This window comes from Brevibacillus panacihumi W25, from assembly GCF_000503775.1.
Lineage (GTDB): Bacteria > Bacillota > Bacilli > Brevibacillales > Brevibacillaceae > Brevibacillus > Brevibacillus panacihumi_A.
Map to the genome: position 1 here is coordinate 844,360 of NZ_KI629785.1, position 15,641 is coordinate 860,000.

Sequence of the window (15,641 nt, forward strand, 5' to 3'; positions counted from 1 at the left end):
GATATGGTTTTGCCTTACTTCGCTGCTTTTGCAGCCTCGATCGCAGCTTCGTAGTTCGGATGCTCACCAGCAGCCGGTACGTACTCGGCATATACTACTTTGTCGTTTGCATCTACTACGAATACAGCACGGGACAGCAGACGGAATTCCTTGATCGCTACGCCGTAAGCCGTACCGAAGGAGAGGTCCTTGTGGTCGGACAGGGTTTTTACCTTGTCGATACCAGCAGCGCCGCACCAGCGGTTTTGGGCAAATGGCAGGTCCACGGATACAGTCAGGACAGTTACGCCATCCAGTTTCGCTGCTTCTTCATTAAAACGGCGAGTTTGTGCATCGCACACGCCAGTATCCAGGGAAGGAACGACGGAGATGATGCGCACGCTTCCTTTGGTATCTGCAAATGTTACAGGAGACAGGTCGCCGCCTACTACTGTGAAATCTGGAGCTGTATCTCCAACCTTGATTTCAGGACCCAGCAGCGTTACAGGACCGCCTTTGAAAGTAAATGCACCTTGACGTTCTACTACAGTTGACATGATTTCTTCCTCCTCGCCAATCGTTTCATATGTACTCATTTATCATACCCTATAAAACACAATTTTTCACTATGCCAATAGGTGAAATTACAGATTTGCTTGCAGTTTGTCGGAGCTTTGCGGTTCTACCTTCACAATCCGTTTTACTTCATGCTCGTGCTCCCAGTCGGTTTTCTCATTCAGCTTGTGGCAGCGCATCAATGCATGATAGAGCGCGAAAACAAACTGGACATTTTTCAATTCGTACCGGTGACCATGTGCTTTGGGCAGGACCGTATTGACAATCTCGATTTGGTAGGTTGCCCGTTCCCGCTTTTTGCGCGTAGGAACCACATACCCCATTTGCTTGAGGACAAAACCGATATCAAACGCGCCCTCATCATCAAAATCTATCGTATCGTCGGATGTAGCCAGATATTCCAGCAAGGTGCCCAAATCCAGCAGATCGTAGCAAACAGGCTTCGGCATCGCCAGCACAGATCCGTCATGATTGACGAAGTAGATATGGTCGCGGTAGTGGAAGATCAATTCGTCTTCCGGCACTTCAGAGGCAAACATCCAAGATGCCGACGGGATCAGCAAGCGCCAGATCTGAGCAGGGGGCATTTGCAAGATTTCCATGACAGGCACCACTCCTTTCCCCTACCAGTCTTGGCATCTTCCTCCTTCCCTATTCAGATCGACTTTGATGGCAATCACACGAAAAATGAGGCGCTTTGTTACATCGTTAACACCTTCGCGATGAAATTTTGAAAAGGACTGTCTTCTGTAACCTTTATTTTGTATATTTACACTATATAAAAAATTCAAAAGTATTTGGGGAGAAGAAAGGAGAGAAATACATGCTTGCCAAAAAGATCAATCGTTTGCTTGTAGCCAACCGCGGCGAGATCGCCATCCGCATTTTCCGTGCGGCTACAGAATTGGGAATACGCACCGTTGCTGTTTATTCGGAGCAGGACAATGTATCGATCCATCGCTTCAAAGCTGATGAGTCATATTTGGTAGGAGCCGGAAAAGGTCCGATCGAAGCTTATCTGGACATTGACAGCATCATCGAGATCGCCAAACGCAACGACATCGACGCGATCCATCCCGGCTATGGCTTCCTGGCTGAAAATGCGGAGTTCGCCAAGCGCTGTCAAGAAGAAGGAATCATTTTTATCGGGCCCTCTCCCGATCTGATTGACAAATTTGGGGACAAGGTAGAAGCGCGTGCCATGGCAGTAGAAGCCGGCATCCCGGTCATCCCCGGCACACCTGAACCGATCGAAAGCTTGCAGGAAGCCCTGCTTTTTGCCAAAGAATACGGGTATCCGATCATCATCAAAGGGGTATCGGGCGGCGGCGGACGCGGCATGCGGATCGTGCGCGGCCAGGAGGAGCTGCAGGATGCTCTGGATCGGGCCCGCTCGGAAGCACGCTCTTCTTTTGGCAATGCCAAAGTCTATCTGGAGCGTTACCTGGAGCAGCCCAAGCATATCGAGGTACAGATCCTCGGCGATCAGCACGGCCAGATCGTCCATTTGTTCGAGCGCGACTGCTCGGTGCAAAGACGCCACCAAAAAGTGGTCGAAGTAGCGCCTAGCCTCTCCCTCGATGACAAGCTGCGCGAAGAGATTTGTCAGGCAGCCTTGACCTTGATGAGCAAGGCGGGCTACGCCAACGCAGGAACAGTCGAATTCCTGCTGACACCGGATAAGAAATTTTATTTTATCGAAGTGAATCCGCGCATTCAGGTGGAGCATACCATTACAGAGCTGATCACGGGCATCGACATCGTTCAGGCACAGATTCGCGTGGCGGAAGGGCATCGCCTCTCAGATCCGGAGATCGGCATCGCCTCGCAAGCAGACATTCACATGAGCGGCTACGCCATCCAGTGCCGCGTCACTACGGAAGATGCCGAAAACAACTTCCTGCCTGATGCCGGCCGTCTCTCTGCGTGGCGTTCGGGCGGAGGCTTCGGTGTTCGTCTGGATGGCGGCAATGGTTATCCCGGCGCAATCATTACGCCGTTCTACGATTCCTTGCTGGTGAAAATTTCAACCTACGGCAACAGCTTTGATCAGGCAGCGCGCAAAATGCTGCGCACCTTGCGGGAATTCCGCATCCGCGGCGTCAAAACCAACCTGCCCTTCCTGGAAAATGTAGTGACGCATCCCGATTTTCTGAGCGGAGAATACGATACCTCCTTTATCGATACAAAGCCGGAGCTGTTCGTCTTCCCAGGACGTCAGGATCGCGGAACCAAGCTGCTCTCCTACATCGGGGACACCATCGTCAACGGCTATCCCGGTCTTGGCAACCCAGGGAAAAAGCCGCACTTTGATTCGCCACGCATTCCGCGAACACCGTTTGCCCAGCCTTACCCAGAGGGCACCAAACAAATTCTGGATCAACAAGGAGCAGATGGTCTGGTCCGCTGGATTCAGGAGCAAAAGCAAGTCCTGTTGACCGATACCACGTTCCGTGATGCGCATCAATCCTTGTTTGCTACCCGGGTGCGTACGTATGATCTGGCCTCTGTGGCCGAAGCGACCGGAAAACTGGGAGCAGGTCTGTTCTCCCTGGAGATGTGGGGCGGCGCGACATTTGATACCTCGATGCGCTTTTTGCAGGAGTCGCCATGGGAGAGATTACAGATCCTGCGCGAGCGCATCCCGAATATTTTGTTCCAGATGCTGCTGCGCGGTGCAAACGGGGTCGGCTACACCAACTACCCGGACAATGTGATTCACGCGTTCGTCAAAGCCTCGGCGGAAAATGGCATCGACGTCTTCCGCATCTTTGACAGCCTGAATTGGCTGCCCGGTATGCAAACAGCCATTGAAGCGGTTCGCAACACAGGTAAAATCGCCGAAGCCGCCATCTGCTACACCGGAGATATTCTCGATCCGTCGAAGACCAAATACAACCTGGCGTACTATGTCAATCTCGCCAAGGAACTCGAAAAAGCAGGCGCACACATCCTGGCGATCAAGGATATGGCCGGACTGCTGAAGCCGTATGCCGCCTACGAGCTGGTCAGCGCATTGAAACAGGAGATCAGCATCCCGATCCATCTGCACACGCACGATACCTCTGGCAACGGTTCGGCCATGCTTCTCAAAGCCATCGAAGCAGGCGTAGACATCGTGGATGCGTGCGTCAGCTCCATGTCGGGGCTCACTTCCCAACCGAGCCTCAACGGGCTGATTGCCAGCCTCGCGCATACGAAGAGAGACACCGGGCTTCCCCTCGATGCCTTCAACAAGCTGTCGGATTACTGGGAAGATATTCGCCCTTACTACCAAGGCTTCGAGAGCGGCATGAAAGCGAGCAATACCGAAGTCTATGTGCACGAAATGCCCGGCGGACAGTACACCAATCTGGAGCAGCAGGCCAAGGCGGTGGGACTGGAGGGGCGCTGGGATGAGGTCAAACAGATGTACGCTGTGGTCAACCAAATGTGCGGAGACATCGTAAAAGTAACGCCTTCGTCCAAGGTCGTTGGCGACCTGGCATTGTTTATGGTGCAAAACAACCTGACGGAAGAAAATATCTGGGAAAAAGGGGAGCGGCTCGATTTCCCGGACTCCGTGATTCAGTTCTTCCAGGGTTACCTGGGACAGCCGCCGGGAGGATTCCCCAAGCGTCTGCAGGATTTGGTGCTCAAAGGCCGTGATGCCTTTACGGCCCGTCCAGGCGAATTGCTGCCCCCTGTCGACTTCGAGAAGGTGGCACTGGAATTGGAAGAGAAAATCGGCCGCGCGCCAAGCGAGCTGGATGTGCTCTCTTACATTATGTACCCGCAGGTCTACCTGCAGTTCGAGCAGCGTGCCAAGGAATACGGCGACCTGTCCGTCTTGAATACCCCTACTTTCTTCTACGGTCTGCGACCAGGCGAAGAAACCGCGATCACGATCGAGCGAGGCAAAACCTTGATCATCAAGCTGGTCGCCGTAGGAGAACTGCATCCGGACGGCAGACGGATCATCTATTTTGAATTGAACGGTCAGCCCCGCGAAGTATTCATCCGCGATCACGCCGCCAAGGTATCTGACAAAATCCGCCGCAAAGCAGATGCCCAAGAAGCTGGTCATCTGGGCGCCTCCATGCCAGGTAAGGTACTGAAGGTGCTGGTGGCTGCAGGAGACAAGGTGCGACGAGGCGAGCATCTGCTGGTCAGCGAAGCCATGAAAATGGAGACGACCATTCAGGCTCCGATGGATGGAAAGATCAAAACCGTCCATGTCAAAGCCGGTGATGCAATCGAGACCGGAGATTTGCTCATTGAAATGGAATAACTTTCTTCTATAATGGATAGTAACCATTTATCCGTTTAGGAGGTGACTGGTATGCGATTCACCCGGGTCACTCATACCCCTTTCAGCCATCGCGTAGGCCGCTATCATTTTCAAATGGCGCAGGCGAAGCTGAATACGCCCGTACAACCCGTCTTTACGTACAGTCTGCAATCTTTTTACGCCAGACAACAGGAATGGGTGACCGAGCTTTCGCACTCGCTTTCACGTCTTTACCGTTTTTCTGCGGAATTGGATCAGAGCGCTCGAGAGTTTGATCCCGATCGGAAAAACAGTGCTATTAACGGGAGGATCGCAACCAGCTCACATCCTGAAGTCGTTCTGGCGGAAGCTTTGCCTGGTGCCGAGCCTGCTCGCTGTGAACTGACGGTTTACAGCTTGGCATCCGGTCAATCCAATCGGAGTCTTGGAGCACTGCCAGGCGAGCCTTCCCCGGTTCGTGCGGGTCAGCACATCTTTACGCTATCCATTGGTGACCAGGAAAAAGAGTTACAGTTCTACTCTGACCCGAACGACACCTTTGTCGATTCCTTACGCCGGATGGCCGGAGTGATAAATCGAAGCAGGCTGGGTGTGTCAGCACGCATGGAAACGTCTGGGGAACATTCTCCCTGGTCTCTGGTGATAGAAAGCATTCGTACCGGGGCCAAACAGGCCTTCACCCTGCGTGATACCTCAGGACACAGTATTCGCGCCTTGGGCCTTGATCAGACAAAGACAGAAGCAAGAGATGCAGAGCTGCTGCTAAATCACGAGCATGTACGTTTGGAGCAAAACCAGCTCCTCGTAGACAATAGCGGGGTGAAGCTCACTCTTCTCCAAGCAGATCGGAGCCAATCCATTCTCATTGAGGTTGCGAAGGATACCGAGCGCCTGTTGGACCAAACCAAAACACTTGTTCATCGTTACAACAGGCTCTTCGCTTTTTTGCGTGAACATCAAGATGTGCTCAGCACGCAAAAGCTCGAGACCTTTGACCGCATTGCCCGGGCTGCGGATCAGGAGCTTATTTCTTTCGGCATAGAGCGATCTGGCAACGGAGAATTGCTACTGGACGAATCTCATTGGCGAACGGTAGTTGACACCGATTTTTCAGCTTTTGCAGATGCCATGAAGGGACTGGGAAGGCAATTTCGCGAGGAAATGACAAAAATCCAGACCACCCCGCTCGGCAGTTTTTCTCACTCTTACTCAGAATCTCAAAGTGCAAATCCGTATATAGCCCTGTCGTGGTCCAGCTTTCAATACAACTATGCGACGGCTGCAGGGATGTTCGTCGATATGCGCTTTTAACGGAATGATAAAAACAGGTAAGCCACGATCATTGCGGCCTACCTGTTTTTTCTTTTCTGTGATTCGTTGCCGGTGAATCAACTTCGCTCGATCAATTCTTCCAGATCCTGATCATCCATCTTCGTCACGACTGTGGTAGTGGAAACAGTCGGTTCTTCCTTCTTTCCAAACACGCCCTGCATTTTTTCAACAAACTGCGGGACTGAATCGAGAATGCGGTCATACAGATGAGTCGTGTTTTCCAGAGGGATGGAGCGGATTCCCTGCTTTCCAACCACCAGAAAAGCGACAGGTGTAATCGAAACCCCTCCGCCGCTACCTCCGCCAAACGGATAGCCAATCGACGCAGGATGATTCTGTTCGTATTGAAACTCGCTTCCACCTGCTGCAAAACCAAATCCCACTTTGGAAATGGGAAGTATGACACTGCCGTCCGGTGTCTCTACCGGGTCTCCGATGATGGTATTCACATCAATCATCTGCTTGATGTTTTCCATCGCGGTTCGCATCAAGCCCTGGATGGGATGATCTGCCATATACCGTGCCCTCCTTTTTGTGCAGCGCAAAAGACCTATCCTGCTTTCTTTACGTTGCCCCAAACGATCATGGAGTATGTAGGGTTTATGCTTTGCCAGCCGCCGTCTGCCATTTGCGCCCTCTTTTTAACTGGGTGCGAAGCAGAAGCTTTATCCCCGCGAGAAGCGCGTCCCCGACGTAAAGCCTGAGGTTGCACTGTATCTGGGTGCGCAGCAACGGCTGATTCCATACCGGCTGCACGCTCATCCGAGGCATGGTTCGAAACGACAGAGTGTGGGAGACGACACCCACAATCATGCTTTTGATACTCCAGATGATCCCCGTCAAAGCACCTGTTTCATCCGCCTGCCCTGTCCCCATCGTTGTATGCCACTCCAGCTTCGTACAGCGAATGCGTTTGAAGAAATGCTTCATTACGGGCTGGACGTCCCTGAAGCGCTTCAAGAGGCTCTGGTAGAGGTGATACCAGGTCTGGACTTGCCGGTGCGTCACATCGTCGACCTCTTCCTTTGTTTTTCTTTTTTGCTGGACGGTCTCCATTTTATACATCATTTCTGGCCCTTTTTCGGTTGGCTTGATTGCCAGAATCGGAATCTCATATTTCCGACGGATCAAACGAAACCAGGCTGTCAGCTCCACGACAAGGTGGTCATTCGCTTCGACCCGGCCATAAAATACTGAAATATGCACCGGGGTAAAAATAATGACAAGAAGCAGCAAGAACAAGGAGAATAAGAACCAGCCCACAAAAAGATCCCACCCTTTCCACCTTAGTATGAGTGGAACGAGTGGGAATTATGACCATTTCCAAATGTTTTGGCTCAATCCAGGATGTATACTTTCACATCTTGCTGAATGCCGTGCTCTTTCGCCTGATCCAGCGAAGAGAGGAACAAATCGAGGTGATTTTCTTTTACAGCTCCCCCTATATCTGCCGCCACCGCATAGCCATAGCCTTCGATATACATGTGAGTTCCCAGTGGAATCACATTTGGATCTACCGCTACGATGCCCTCATGCAGCGGATACTCGATATAGGTGAGACCCTCGTTCTGATGATAGCTGTACGCCGTTGTCTTGACAGTCATCACCTGACTGTACGGCGTTCCATTGTCACTTAGCTTTTGCTTGTCTGAACGGTCCGCCAGAAGGTGAAGGGAAGCGTACGTCGCTGCCTCCGCTCTTGTCATCTGCTGTTGTGGGCGCAGGGTACCGTCCTCGTACGCACTGACCAGCCCATGCTGTAACGCGTAGACCATCGGACGCTGGTAGTGCTGTTGGACATTGTTGCCATCCTTGTATGCAGCCAGCGTGTGGACTGTCGTCGACCAAGGAAACTGATTGACGGCTCCACTCTCCCCCCTAGCCCTGATCAGGATAGAAACAAGTTCTTCGCGGCTGATGGTGTCATCGGGGTGGAAGTAGACTTGTCCATCCCTGTTTTGACCGTGGATCAGTCCGAGTCTGTACGCTGTCTCAGCATACGGCACGAGCCAGCTGTCATTCGGAATATCCGCGAACGAGAAAGAGTTGTCAGCAATAGGCTGAATGTGTTTGGCCTGGATAAACATGGTAATCAATTCCTGGCGTGTCACCAGATCGTTGGGGCGATAAGCTTCTGCGGGTTCGAGCGCCCCGCCTATGTATAGTTGTTCGATTTCTTTTTTTGCCCAATGTCCAGAAATATCAGTGAAAGGGGTGGGTACTTCTGCTGTCGTATTCGCCTCTGCTTTCGGCGTACCTGTCAGTAGCAGGATTGCCATTGAAGCTAGAATGAGCAACTTCTTCATCATCATCCTCCATGTTGTTCGAATAGTGGAAAAACCTTTTCTCTTCATTGTAAAGGATTGTCCCCGGAAAACAACCATCAAAATTTCCTAGTTCTGTTCCTTCACGGCTGTGTAAAAAATCCCTGAACACAAGAATTTCTTCCTGCCGTCCAGGGTTGTGAGATCTACATTGAAAAAATATGACTCCCGATTTTTTTGATTTGCGGTCTCGACCAAATCCATTTTGATGTCGCTGTATCTGGATTGAAATAATAAAGCGCGTTATTGGTCGGGTCCCATCCGCGAACAGCATCCCAGGCTGCCATGTATGCCGTTTTGTCAGGGGTCAACCAGTATTGGCCATCATCGATCGCTGTAAAAGCACGCGGCTCGAAAATAATGCCTCTGACCGTATCGGGAAACAAATTGGACTGCAGACGGTTCATGACGACTGCCGCTACCGCTACTTGTCCGATATATGGCTCACCGCGAGCTTCGGAATATACAAGTTGTGCGAGCATTTGCATTTCCGTCCGGTTCACCGAGACCTTTTTCAACTTCTTCCAGGTATACTGACCTACGATTCCATCAGCAGCCAGTCCGTAATCCTTCTGAAATTTCTTAACTGCCTGGACTGTATTTGCCCCATAGCGACCATCCAGGGTCTTGTTGTAATACCCTAATACTTGCAAACGATACTGCAAGTCCCACACATCTCCGTTGCTGCTCCCCCATTTCAGGAGCGGAGCGGCCATCGTTTGTGCAGGCAGCGCCACAGTGAGGAAGAGCATCAGGAACGCTATCAGCAGGGTTCGAGTTTTTTGCTGCAATAACATGTACTTCCCCTCCTGATTCCTCATTTTACTGAATCGGGAAGCACAGGTTCAATTTAAGCTTTTTGGCAGTTCTTCCAGTAGATACATCTTGGAAAAAAGAAAAACAAAGTGAGAGCCCCTGGTTTATTCCAGAGGCCCTCTTCATCCAGCTATTCATTTCTCCATTAGCCGCGACCAGCCAATTGCTGTTCAGCAAAGGAGACGAGACGCTTCGTAATCTCTCCCCCAACAGAACCGTTTTGGCGGGAAGTAGTGTCAGCACCAAGGTTAACACCGAATTCGGCAGCGATCTCGTATTTCAGTTGGTCCAATGCTTGGTTCGCTTGAGGAACCAGAAGGTTGTTGGATCCGCTGTTGTTGTTTGCCATCTTATTTCACCCCCTCGTTTGTTGGTAGACTTAATATGTGTGAAGCATAGTCAATTCATTCTTTTTTGCTGCTGATTTTCACTTCCAATTTATAGCCTTACAGCCCGAGCAGATATTCAACGGTTTGCTGCGTAGAAAAAGGCCGCCGGATTGCCTCCATCCTCTGCACGGTGCTTGTCCATTTTTGTTTGTCCCTGCTGTGTTGGATCAGGTCGCTGATCTGTCTTGGGTGATCTGCCAGGGTGCCTGCCCCATGCTGGAGCAAGAAAGTCGTGTTGTGCCGTTCTTGTCCTGGCAAGGGCTGATAGACGATGAGGGGGGTGGAGACGGCCAAGGCTTCCGCACAGCTAATCCCGCCTGGCTTGGTGACGTATACGTCTGCTGCGGCAATCCATTTCCACATACGCTCCTCGTAGCCTTTTACCTGTATTGTGTGGGGAGAGCTTGTCCTTGACAATTGATGCTCCAGCTGCTGGCGCAAGGCATGATTGTTGCCGGTGACGACAATGATTTGCAACGGCTCCTCGCATCCCAAAAGCTCGTCCACTACGACATCCATCTGGCCGTAGCCGCCCTCCCCCCCGCTGATCAGAACGGTAAACTGGTCCGGATTCAGACCGAGCTGTTTCCTTTCCTCGATACGGTTCCTTCGAGCAGCTGTTTGGGCAAAGGCTTTCCGTATCGGGATGCCGAACACATGAATTTGGCTCTCTTTCACTCCGTACTGCTGAACCAGCCTGTTCGCAACGCTCTCATGTCCTACGATGTACGTATCAATCAACGGGTGTACCCAAAAGCGATTGACATGGTAATCCGTGGGGATGCTTACCAAATGAAAGGGATGCTTGCGCTTTCGTTTTGCTTCAGCCAATGCGGTCAGACAATAGGCGTGTGTCGCGATCACCACGTCCGGATTTCCAGCCTTGAGAAGCCCATGTTCCAAGCGCTTGGACAACCACTTTCCCACCGGTTTTTTCAGGGTAGTCCCCCATAGCCGTTCTTGTTCGTACATATGCTGCCAGATGGACTGTCCATACCGAAGCATGTTCCGATAAAAAAAACAAGACAGTTCCCGCAATGCAGGACTAGCTGTCTCCAAACCTCCCACCACTTTTACCCATTCTACTTCTTTTCTCTCCAACAGGGCTTCTTCCAAAGCGATCGCCGCCATTTTATGTCCGCTGCCTGCCCACTCTTCTGTGACCAATAAAAACCGTTTTGCCATTAGAGGCCCTCTCCTGTCGGTTGATGTGCCCCTGAACCGTATCGGTATAATAATTGCTCTTTTGACATGTAAACGCGTTTTAGGGGCATATCCTGTTTCAAACGCTGGACCCTACCCTTCCCATCTGGATGTATGATACGCAGCATGAGGCGCAAATACCAACGTTTATAACGGAAAAACCAGTTCATTGGCACATCTGATATGGAGAAGCCTAATGGTTCTACGCCCTTGTGCAGCATGGTGGTTCCCACGATCCCTTTGACTTCCTCCCAGCGCTCCAGCTTTTCCAGGTAAGCAGTCATTTTGGGCATGGACTGCATAATGTGTCGCCGCAGCAGCAGGACCAACCGCAGCTCATCCTTTACTCCCTTGCACAAGGTGGCAAAATAGTAATTATGGATGTGAAGCTTTACGATTAGATCGCCTGGACAAATCATATGCTCGTCGGAGGTGACAAGCGGTTCACCCCGGTATCGCAATAGCACGATACGAAAAATGTTGTTTCCCTTATCCACATACTGCAACCGGGTGCAACGCTGATAGATCGAATCCCAGTGTCCCCATAGCCACAGAAGGCTTGCATTCATTTGCCATCGGATCCTTTCCTATCCTGTTTTCTATGTAGTATTCCCCAGTCTGTCACCATCTCATTACCTAGACTTGCTTTAAGCGCCCCCATGCCACCACACTGACCGCGATCATAATCGCTAGCCACGTATGATTCAGCAGGAGCGGATTCACCCACTTCCAAATGTACGGATCATCTAGACACATATCTACCGCCGTGTAGACCAATATTCCTCCGCCGATCAGCACCAGACTTGGAAAGCGGTTCATCAGTCGGGCCACTCCAGCGCTTCCCCACATCAACAGCGGAATGCTCATCAAAAGCCCCAAAACCACCAGCAAGAGATCGCCATGAGCAGCTCCTCCTACGGCCAAAACGTTGTCCAAGCTCATGATCAAATCAGCCACGAGTATGGTTTTAATGGCTTGCCCTACGTTGCGGCCTTGTGACACCTGATGGATCTCGCTATCTTTTGCAAACATCAATTTCACGGCAATCCATAATAAAAAGAATCCCCCGATTGCTTTTACCAATGGAATTTCCAGCATCCAGGTGGTCATTCCTGTCAAAGCTACCCTAAGCCCGATAGCCCCCATCGTGCCGTATAGAATCGCCTTGCCCCTCTCTTTGGCTGGCAAGCCTTTGCAAGCCATTCCAATGACGACAGCATTGTCACTGCTCAGGACCAAATCAATGAAAAAAATATGAATCAGGCCCAACCAAAAGTGGTCCTCCATTGCCTCCTCCTCGTCCGTGAAACGTGTCCATTCTACCTTATGCGACTCAATTCGGACTCATGCTCGATAAAATTACCGAATTTAGGCGTTTTTTAGCGAATTTTGGTGACAAAAAATGCTCATAAAATACATTTTAATGCGAAATTAGGAGAAAAATACCTTGTCTTTTCTTGCCTTCATCCCTTACGATTTGATATGGGGTGGTTCTATGGTGGAGACTGTAACCTATAACTTTCAAGAAGTTTCTCGAAGAATTTTAGATTTGGCACCCAGTATCACAACCTTGTGGCTACAAGAAATTGTCTCTAGCATGGAGACCGCCGTTACAATCCCCCGCGATTTCGCGGAAAAAAGAACGGTTCTTCTTGCTCGTTACTTAGTCGAAGACGTAAATATGGATATGCAGACTTATGCACTCGATCTGGGCGAATGGCTGCGTTCACAGGAATTTCCTTTTTCCTCGATCCTGCGTACGTACCAGTTGTACCGCAATGTTTTTTGGCGCATCCTCAAACCAGAGATTCAGAAGTGGTCTCTTTCGAAGGATGATATACACAAGATCGAATTAGAGCTAGGCAAAGCGATGGATGAAAGTGTATTTTGGGCTGTTTACCATTTTGAGCAAACCATGAACCGGGAATTGGTACAAAAGGAAGAGACGATCTCCTATCTGCACAACGACAAATTAACCATGCTCGGCAAAATTGCGGCCAACATGGCGCATGAATTGCGAAATCCGCTGTGTGCGATTGAAGGATTCCTCAAGCTGATTGGTGAATCTACGCGCGACCAGGAAAAGCTGCAGTCCTATATCCAGGTGGTCATGCATGAATTTGAGAGTCTGCACAGGCAGCTTACGGGTTTTCTTAGTTTTTCGAAAAAGCCGATTTTGGATGAAATTTTCAAGGAAGTGCAGCTGGAGAATTTGCTCGCTGAAGTCGAACTGTTAATCACTCCCCGCTTGTTGGGAGAAAACGTCCTCTTTGAAAAACACATAGAGCCCTGCAACATCACCTGCTATGAGGAGGGATTGAAGCAGGTCTTGGTTAATCTTTTGAACAACGCGATCGACGCCGTCCAAAATAATGGAGGCGATAAATTGATTCGCATCACCTCCACCATCTCCGAGAACAAACTATTGCTAAGTGTTGAAAACAACGGGGAAATGATTCCTGCGGAAATTGTCGAGAATTTGTTTCAGCCCTTTTTTACCACCAAACAAAATGGGACGGGCATTGGGCTGTCCATCTGCAAGAACCTGATCGAGAAGCATAATGGCAGCATTCAGTGCGAATCTAATGAACGAAGGACACGCTTTCTGATCTCGCTACCTCTGGATTTTTCCGGGGAGCCGCTCGCTGTGTTACACGGGAAATGAATGAATCGCGTATTGTGGAATGTACCTGAAGATGGACCATGTTTGTTCCTTCGTAAAAAGCGGAATTTTCCGCTTTTTCTTTTTTTTGCAACTAACCTCCATACAAAAAACGCCTCCTGATCAGCAGGAGGCAACGCAAGAGATTCTTTACCTCGGGGTAAGGGATCCTATGTTCTACTCTACACGAAAACATATGCTTCTACTACTTATAAAATCAGACATGATTCGACATTCCTACAGCCCTTTTTACAGGTATGTTGGTACGAAAAAAGGCAGTAGATCTCTCGGATCTCTGCCTCTTCTATGGAGCGGGTGATGGGAATCGAACCCACGCGACCAGCTTGGAAGGCTGGGGTTCTACCATTGAACTACACCCGCATATGGGAATGGTTGGTGCCGAGGACCGGACTTGAACCGGTACGGGAGAAACTCCCGACAGATTTTAAGTCTGTTGCGTCTGCCCATTCCGCCACCCCGGCAAATACGGTCTCACATGGGCTTTTCATGGTCGGGAAGACAGGATTCGAACCTGCGACCCCTTGGTCCCAAGCCAAGTACTCTACCAAGCTGAGCTACTTCCCGATTTTTCTTCACTTTTTGAGGTAAAGAAGCGTGCCCTGAGAGATTCGAACTCCCGACCTTTTGATTCGTAGTCAAACGCTCTATCCAGCTGAGCTAAGGGCACATGATATGGAGCGGACGACGGGTCTCGAACCCGCGACCTTCGCCTTGGCAAGGCGACGCTCTACCAATTGAGCTACATCCGCATGTAGATTATTGTACTGTGGGGCTTCTGCCCACTTCACTTTTTAAGGAAGTTTTGGTGCGGTCGAGAGGACTTGAACCTCCACGGTGTTGCCACCACTAGAACCTGAATCTAGCGCGTCTGCCAATTCCGCCACGACCGCATTATTTCATTCACCTGCAAGCTCTGTTGCTGTTCGCTTCCTTCGCTCTTTGGTGGGTAAAAACTGGTGAGCCATGAAGGACTCGAACCTTCGACCCTCTGATTAAAAGTCAGATGCTCTACCAACTGAGCTAATGGCTCATACATACTGGTGGGGAGAGACGGATTCGAACCGCCGAACCCAGAGGGAGCAGATTTACAGTCTGCCGCGTTTAGCCACTTCGCTATCTCCCCAGTATTCGTGGTGCCGGCGATAGGAATCGAACCCACAACCCCCTGATTACAAGTCAGGTGCTCTACCAATTGAGCTACACCGGCATATTATCTTATTTTACCAAATGTTTCACGATAAATCAACGTTTTTAATTTGTACTAAACTTAATTACAACAACCTCTGCGTCATTCTTGTGAAAGAATGGCGGAGCTGACGGGACTCGAACCCGCGACCTCCGGTGTGACAGACCGGCGTGAACTCCAACTTCACCACAGCTCCAAATATTTGGTTGCACCCAAGGGCACTACCCTCTCACTTGAGCGAGAAGAAAATTTGGTTGCGGGAGCAGGATTTGAACCTGCGACCTTCGGGTTATGAGCCCGACGAGCTACCGAGCTGCTCCATCCCGCGACGATTAGGACATTGTCCTCACATTTGCTATCCACTTTTTAAAGGTGGTGGAGGCTGACGGGATCGAACCGCCGACCCTCTGCTTGTAAGGCAGATGCTCTCCCAGCTGAGCTAAGCCTCCAAATACCCCACAAAGTGAAGTGGATGCGTTGTAGCATCACCGAGTACTTTGCGGGGGCCCCAACAACTAGTGAGGCATGTTTAGGTGACCCGTAGGGGATTCGAACCCCTGTATGACAGCGTGAAAGGCTGCTGTGTTAAACCGCTTCACCAACGGGCCGTATTTTTGTTGCTTGGGGTATTTTTCATGGTGCTCCCGACAGGAATCGAACCTGCGACCTCTTCCTTACCATGGAAACGCTCTACCGACTGAGCTACAGGAGCATGGCTCCTCGGGACGGACTCGAACCGCCGACCGATCGGTTAACAGCCGATTGCTCTACCAACTGAGCTACCGAGGAACAGTGAAAGGATTTATTCCTTCAAAACTGAATCTGCATGAATGCTTGGATGTGTGGATAAGTCCTCGACCGATTAGTATTCGTCAGCTCCACG

Annotated in this window: 13 protein-coding genes, 15 tRNA genes and 1 rRNA gene (1 of these 29 running past the window's edge); 3 read left to right on the forward strand and 26 right to left on the reverse strand. The window is 50.5% G+C overall.

Annotated elements, in window-relative coordinates:
* Positions 1 to 14: 14 nt before the first annotated feature.
* Together tpx and T458_RS45095 are read right to left on the reverse strand one after the other, a co-directional pair.
* The gene (gene tpx / locus T458_RS45090; protein WP_023557684.1) at positions 15 to 536 is read right to left on the reverse strand and encodes a thiol peroxidase; all 522 of its coding nucleotides are present in this window, start codon (positions 534 to 536) and stop codon (positions 15 to 17) included.
* Positions 537 to 623: 87 nt separating this feature from the next.
* Positions 624 to 1,157 carry a hypothetical protein gene (locus T458_RS45095; RefSeq protein WP_023557685.1) on the reverse strand — a complete coding sequence of 178 codons (534 nt, stop codon included), beginning with the start codon at positions 1,155 to 1,157 and terminating at the stop codon, positions 624 to 626.
* Between the two features lie 221 nt (positions 1,158 to 1,378).
* On the opposite strand from T458_RS45095, the gene pyc reads away from it, so the two are divergent.
* Positions 1,379 to 4,825, forward strand: a complete 3,447-nt coding sequence (pyc, locus tag T458_RS45100; RefSeq protein ID WP_023557686.1) for a pyruvate carboxylase — start codon at positions 1,379 to 1,381, stop codon at positions 4,823 to 4,825.
* A 51-nt stretch (positions 4,826 to 4,876) separates the two neighbouring features.
* Entirely contained in the window at positions 4,877 to 6,136 is a 1,260-nt protein-coding gene (fliD, locus tag T458_RS45105; RefSeq protein ID WP_023557687.1) for a flagellar filament capping protein FliD, read from the forward strand.
* A 77-nt stretch (positions 6,137 to 6,213) separates the two neighbouring features.
* Here the strand turns inward: fliD and ytfJ are convergent, their stop codons facing one another.
* From ytfJ to T458_RS45145, 8 genes are all read right to left on the reverse strand, one after another.
* Positions 6,214 to 6,672, reverse strand: coding sequence for a GerW family sporulation protein (gene ytfJ, locus T458_RS45110; RefSeq protein ID WP_023557688.1), 459 nt, complete (start codon positions 6,670 to 6,672; stop codon positions 6,214 to 6,216).
* An 85-nt stretch (positions 6,673 to 6,757) separates the two neighbouring features.
* Positions 6,758 to 7,420, reverse strand: coding sequence for a DUF2953 domain-containing protein (locus T458_RS45115; RefSeq protein WP_023557689.1), 663 nt, complete (start codon positions 7,418 to 7,420; stop codon positions 6,758 to 6,760).
* Between the two features lie 74 nt (positions 7,421 to 7,494).
* The gene (locus T458_RS45120) at positions 7,495 to 8,463 is read right to left on the reverse strand and encodes an S-layer homology domain-containing protein (protein ID WP_023557690.1); all 969 of its coding nucleotides are present in this window, start codon (positions 8,461 to 8,463) and stop codon (positions 7,495 to 7,497) included.
* 164 nt (positions 8,464 to 8,627) lie between these two features.
* On the reverse strand, positions 8,628 to 9,278 hold the full coding sequence (sleB, locus tag T458_RS45125; RefSeq protein WP_023557691.1) for a spore cortex-lytic enzyme: 651 nt from the start codon (positions 9,276 to 9,278) through the stop codon (positions 8,628 to 8,630).
* A gap of 164 nt (positions 9,279 to 9,442) precedes the next feature.
* On the reverse strand, positions 9,443 to 9,646 hold the full coding sequence (locus tag T458_RS45130; protein WP_023557692.1) for an alpha/beta-type small acid-soluble spore protein: 204 nt from the start codon (positions 9,644 to 9,646) through the stop codon (positions 9,443 to 9,445).
* A gap of 97 nt (positions 9,647 to 9,743) precedes the next feature.
* Positions 9,744 to 10,871, reverse strand: a complete 1,128-nt coding sequence (locus T458_RS45135; protein ID WP_023557693.1) for an MGDG synthase family glycosyltransferase — start codon at positions 10,869 to 10,871, stop codon at positions 9,744 to 9,746.
* On the reverse strand, positions 10,871 to 11,458 hold the full coding sequence (locus T458_RS45140) for a YkoP family protein (protein ID WP_023557694.1): 588 nt from the start codon (positions 11,456 to 11,458) through the stop codon (positions 10,871 to 10,873). Before T458_RS45140 ends, T458_RS45135 begins: the two co-directional genes overlap by 1 nt.
* A 67-nt stretch (positions 11,459 to 11,525) precedes the next feature.
* A complete protein-coding gene (locus T458_RS45145) occupies positions 11,526 to 12,176 on the reverse strand; it encodes a TerC family protein (protein ID WP_023557695.1) in 651 nt (216 codons plus the stop codon).
* A 208-nt stretch (positions 12,177 to 12,384) separates the two neighbouring features.
* Between T458_RS45145 and T458_RS45150 the strand changes: the two genes are divergently transcribed.
* On the forward strand, positions 12,385 to 13,554 hold the full coding sequence (locus T458_RS45150) for a sensor histidine kinase (protein ID WP_031305972.1): 1,170 nt from the start codon (positions 12,385 to 12,387) through the stop codon (positions 13,552 to 13,554).
* 304 nt (positions 13,555 to 13,858) lie between these two features.
* Here T458_RS45150 and T458_RS45155 read toward each other — a convergent pair.
* The 16 genes from T458_RS45155 to T458_RS45230 all read right to left on the reverse strand — a co-directional run.
* Positions 13,859 to 13,932, reverse strand: a tRNA-Gly gene (locus T458_RS45155).
* 13 nt (positions 13,933 to 13,945) lie between these two features.
* Positions 13,946 to 14,033 (reverse strand) — tRNA-Leu (locus tag T458_RS45160).
* A 26-nt stretch (positions 14,034 to 14,059) separates the two neighbouring features.
* A tRNA-Pro gene (locus tag T458_RS45165) sits at positions 14,060 to 14,136 on the reverse strand.
* Between the two features lie 29 nt (positions 14,137 to 14,165).
* Positions 14,166 to 14,239: transfer RNA gene (locus tag T458_RS45170), tRNA-Arg, on the reverse strand.
* Between the two features lie 6 nt (positions 14,240 to 14,245).
* Positions 14,246 to 14,321 (reverse strand) — tRNA-Gly (locus T458_RS45175).
* Between the two features lie 54 nt (positions 14,322 to 14,375).
* Positions 14,376 to 14,462, reverse strand: a tRNA-Leu gene (locus T458_RS45180).
* Between the two features lie 64 nt (positions 14,463 to 14,526).
* Positions 14,527 to 14,602: transfer RNA gene (locus tag T458_RS45185), tRNA-Lys, on the reverse strand.
* An 8-nt stretch (positions 14,603 to 14,610) separates the two neighbouring features.
* Positions 14,611 to 14,695: transfer RNA gene (locus T458_RS45190), tRNA-Tyr, on the reverse strand.
* A gap of 8 nt (positions 14,696 to 14,703) precedes the next feature.
* A tRNA-Thr gene (locus T458_RS45195) sits at positions 14,704 to 14,779 on the reverse strand.
* Between the two features lie 98 nt (positions 14,780 to 14,877).
* Positions 14,878 to 14,954 (reverse strand) — tRNA-Asp (locus tag T458_RS45200).
* Positions 14,955 to 15,009: 55 nt separating this feature from the next.
* Positions 15,010 to 15,086, reverse strand: a tRNA-Met gene (locus tag T458_RS45205).
* A 45-nt stretch (positions 15,087 to 15,131) separates the two neighbouring features.
* Positions 15,132 to 15,207, reverse strand: a tRNA-Val gene (locus T458_RS45210).
* Positions 15,208 to 15,292: 85 nt separating this feature from the next.
* Positions 15,293 to 15,366 (reverse strand) — tRNA-Glu (locus T458_RS45215).
* A gap of 28 nt (positions 15,367 to 15,394) precedes the next feature.
* A tRNA-Thr gene (locus T458_RS45220) sits at positions 15,395 to 15,470 on the reverse strand.
* Between the two features lies 1 nt (position 15,471).
* Positions 15,472 to 15,547, reverse strand: a tRNA-Asn gene (locus T458_RS45225).
* Positions 15,548 to 15,600: 53 nt separating this feature from the next.
* Positions 15,601 to 15,641: ribosomal RNA gene (locus tag T458_RS45230) — 23S ribosomal RNA — on the reverse strand; it runs 2,899 nt beyond the window's last position.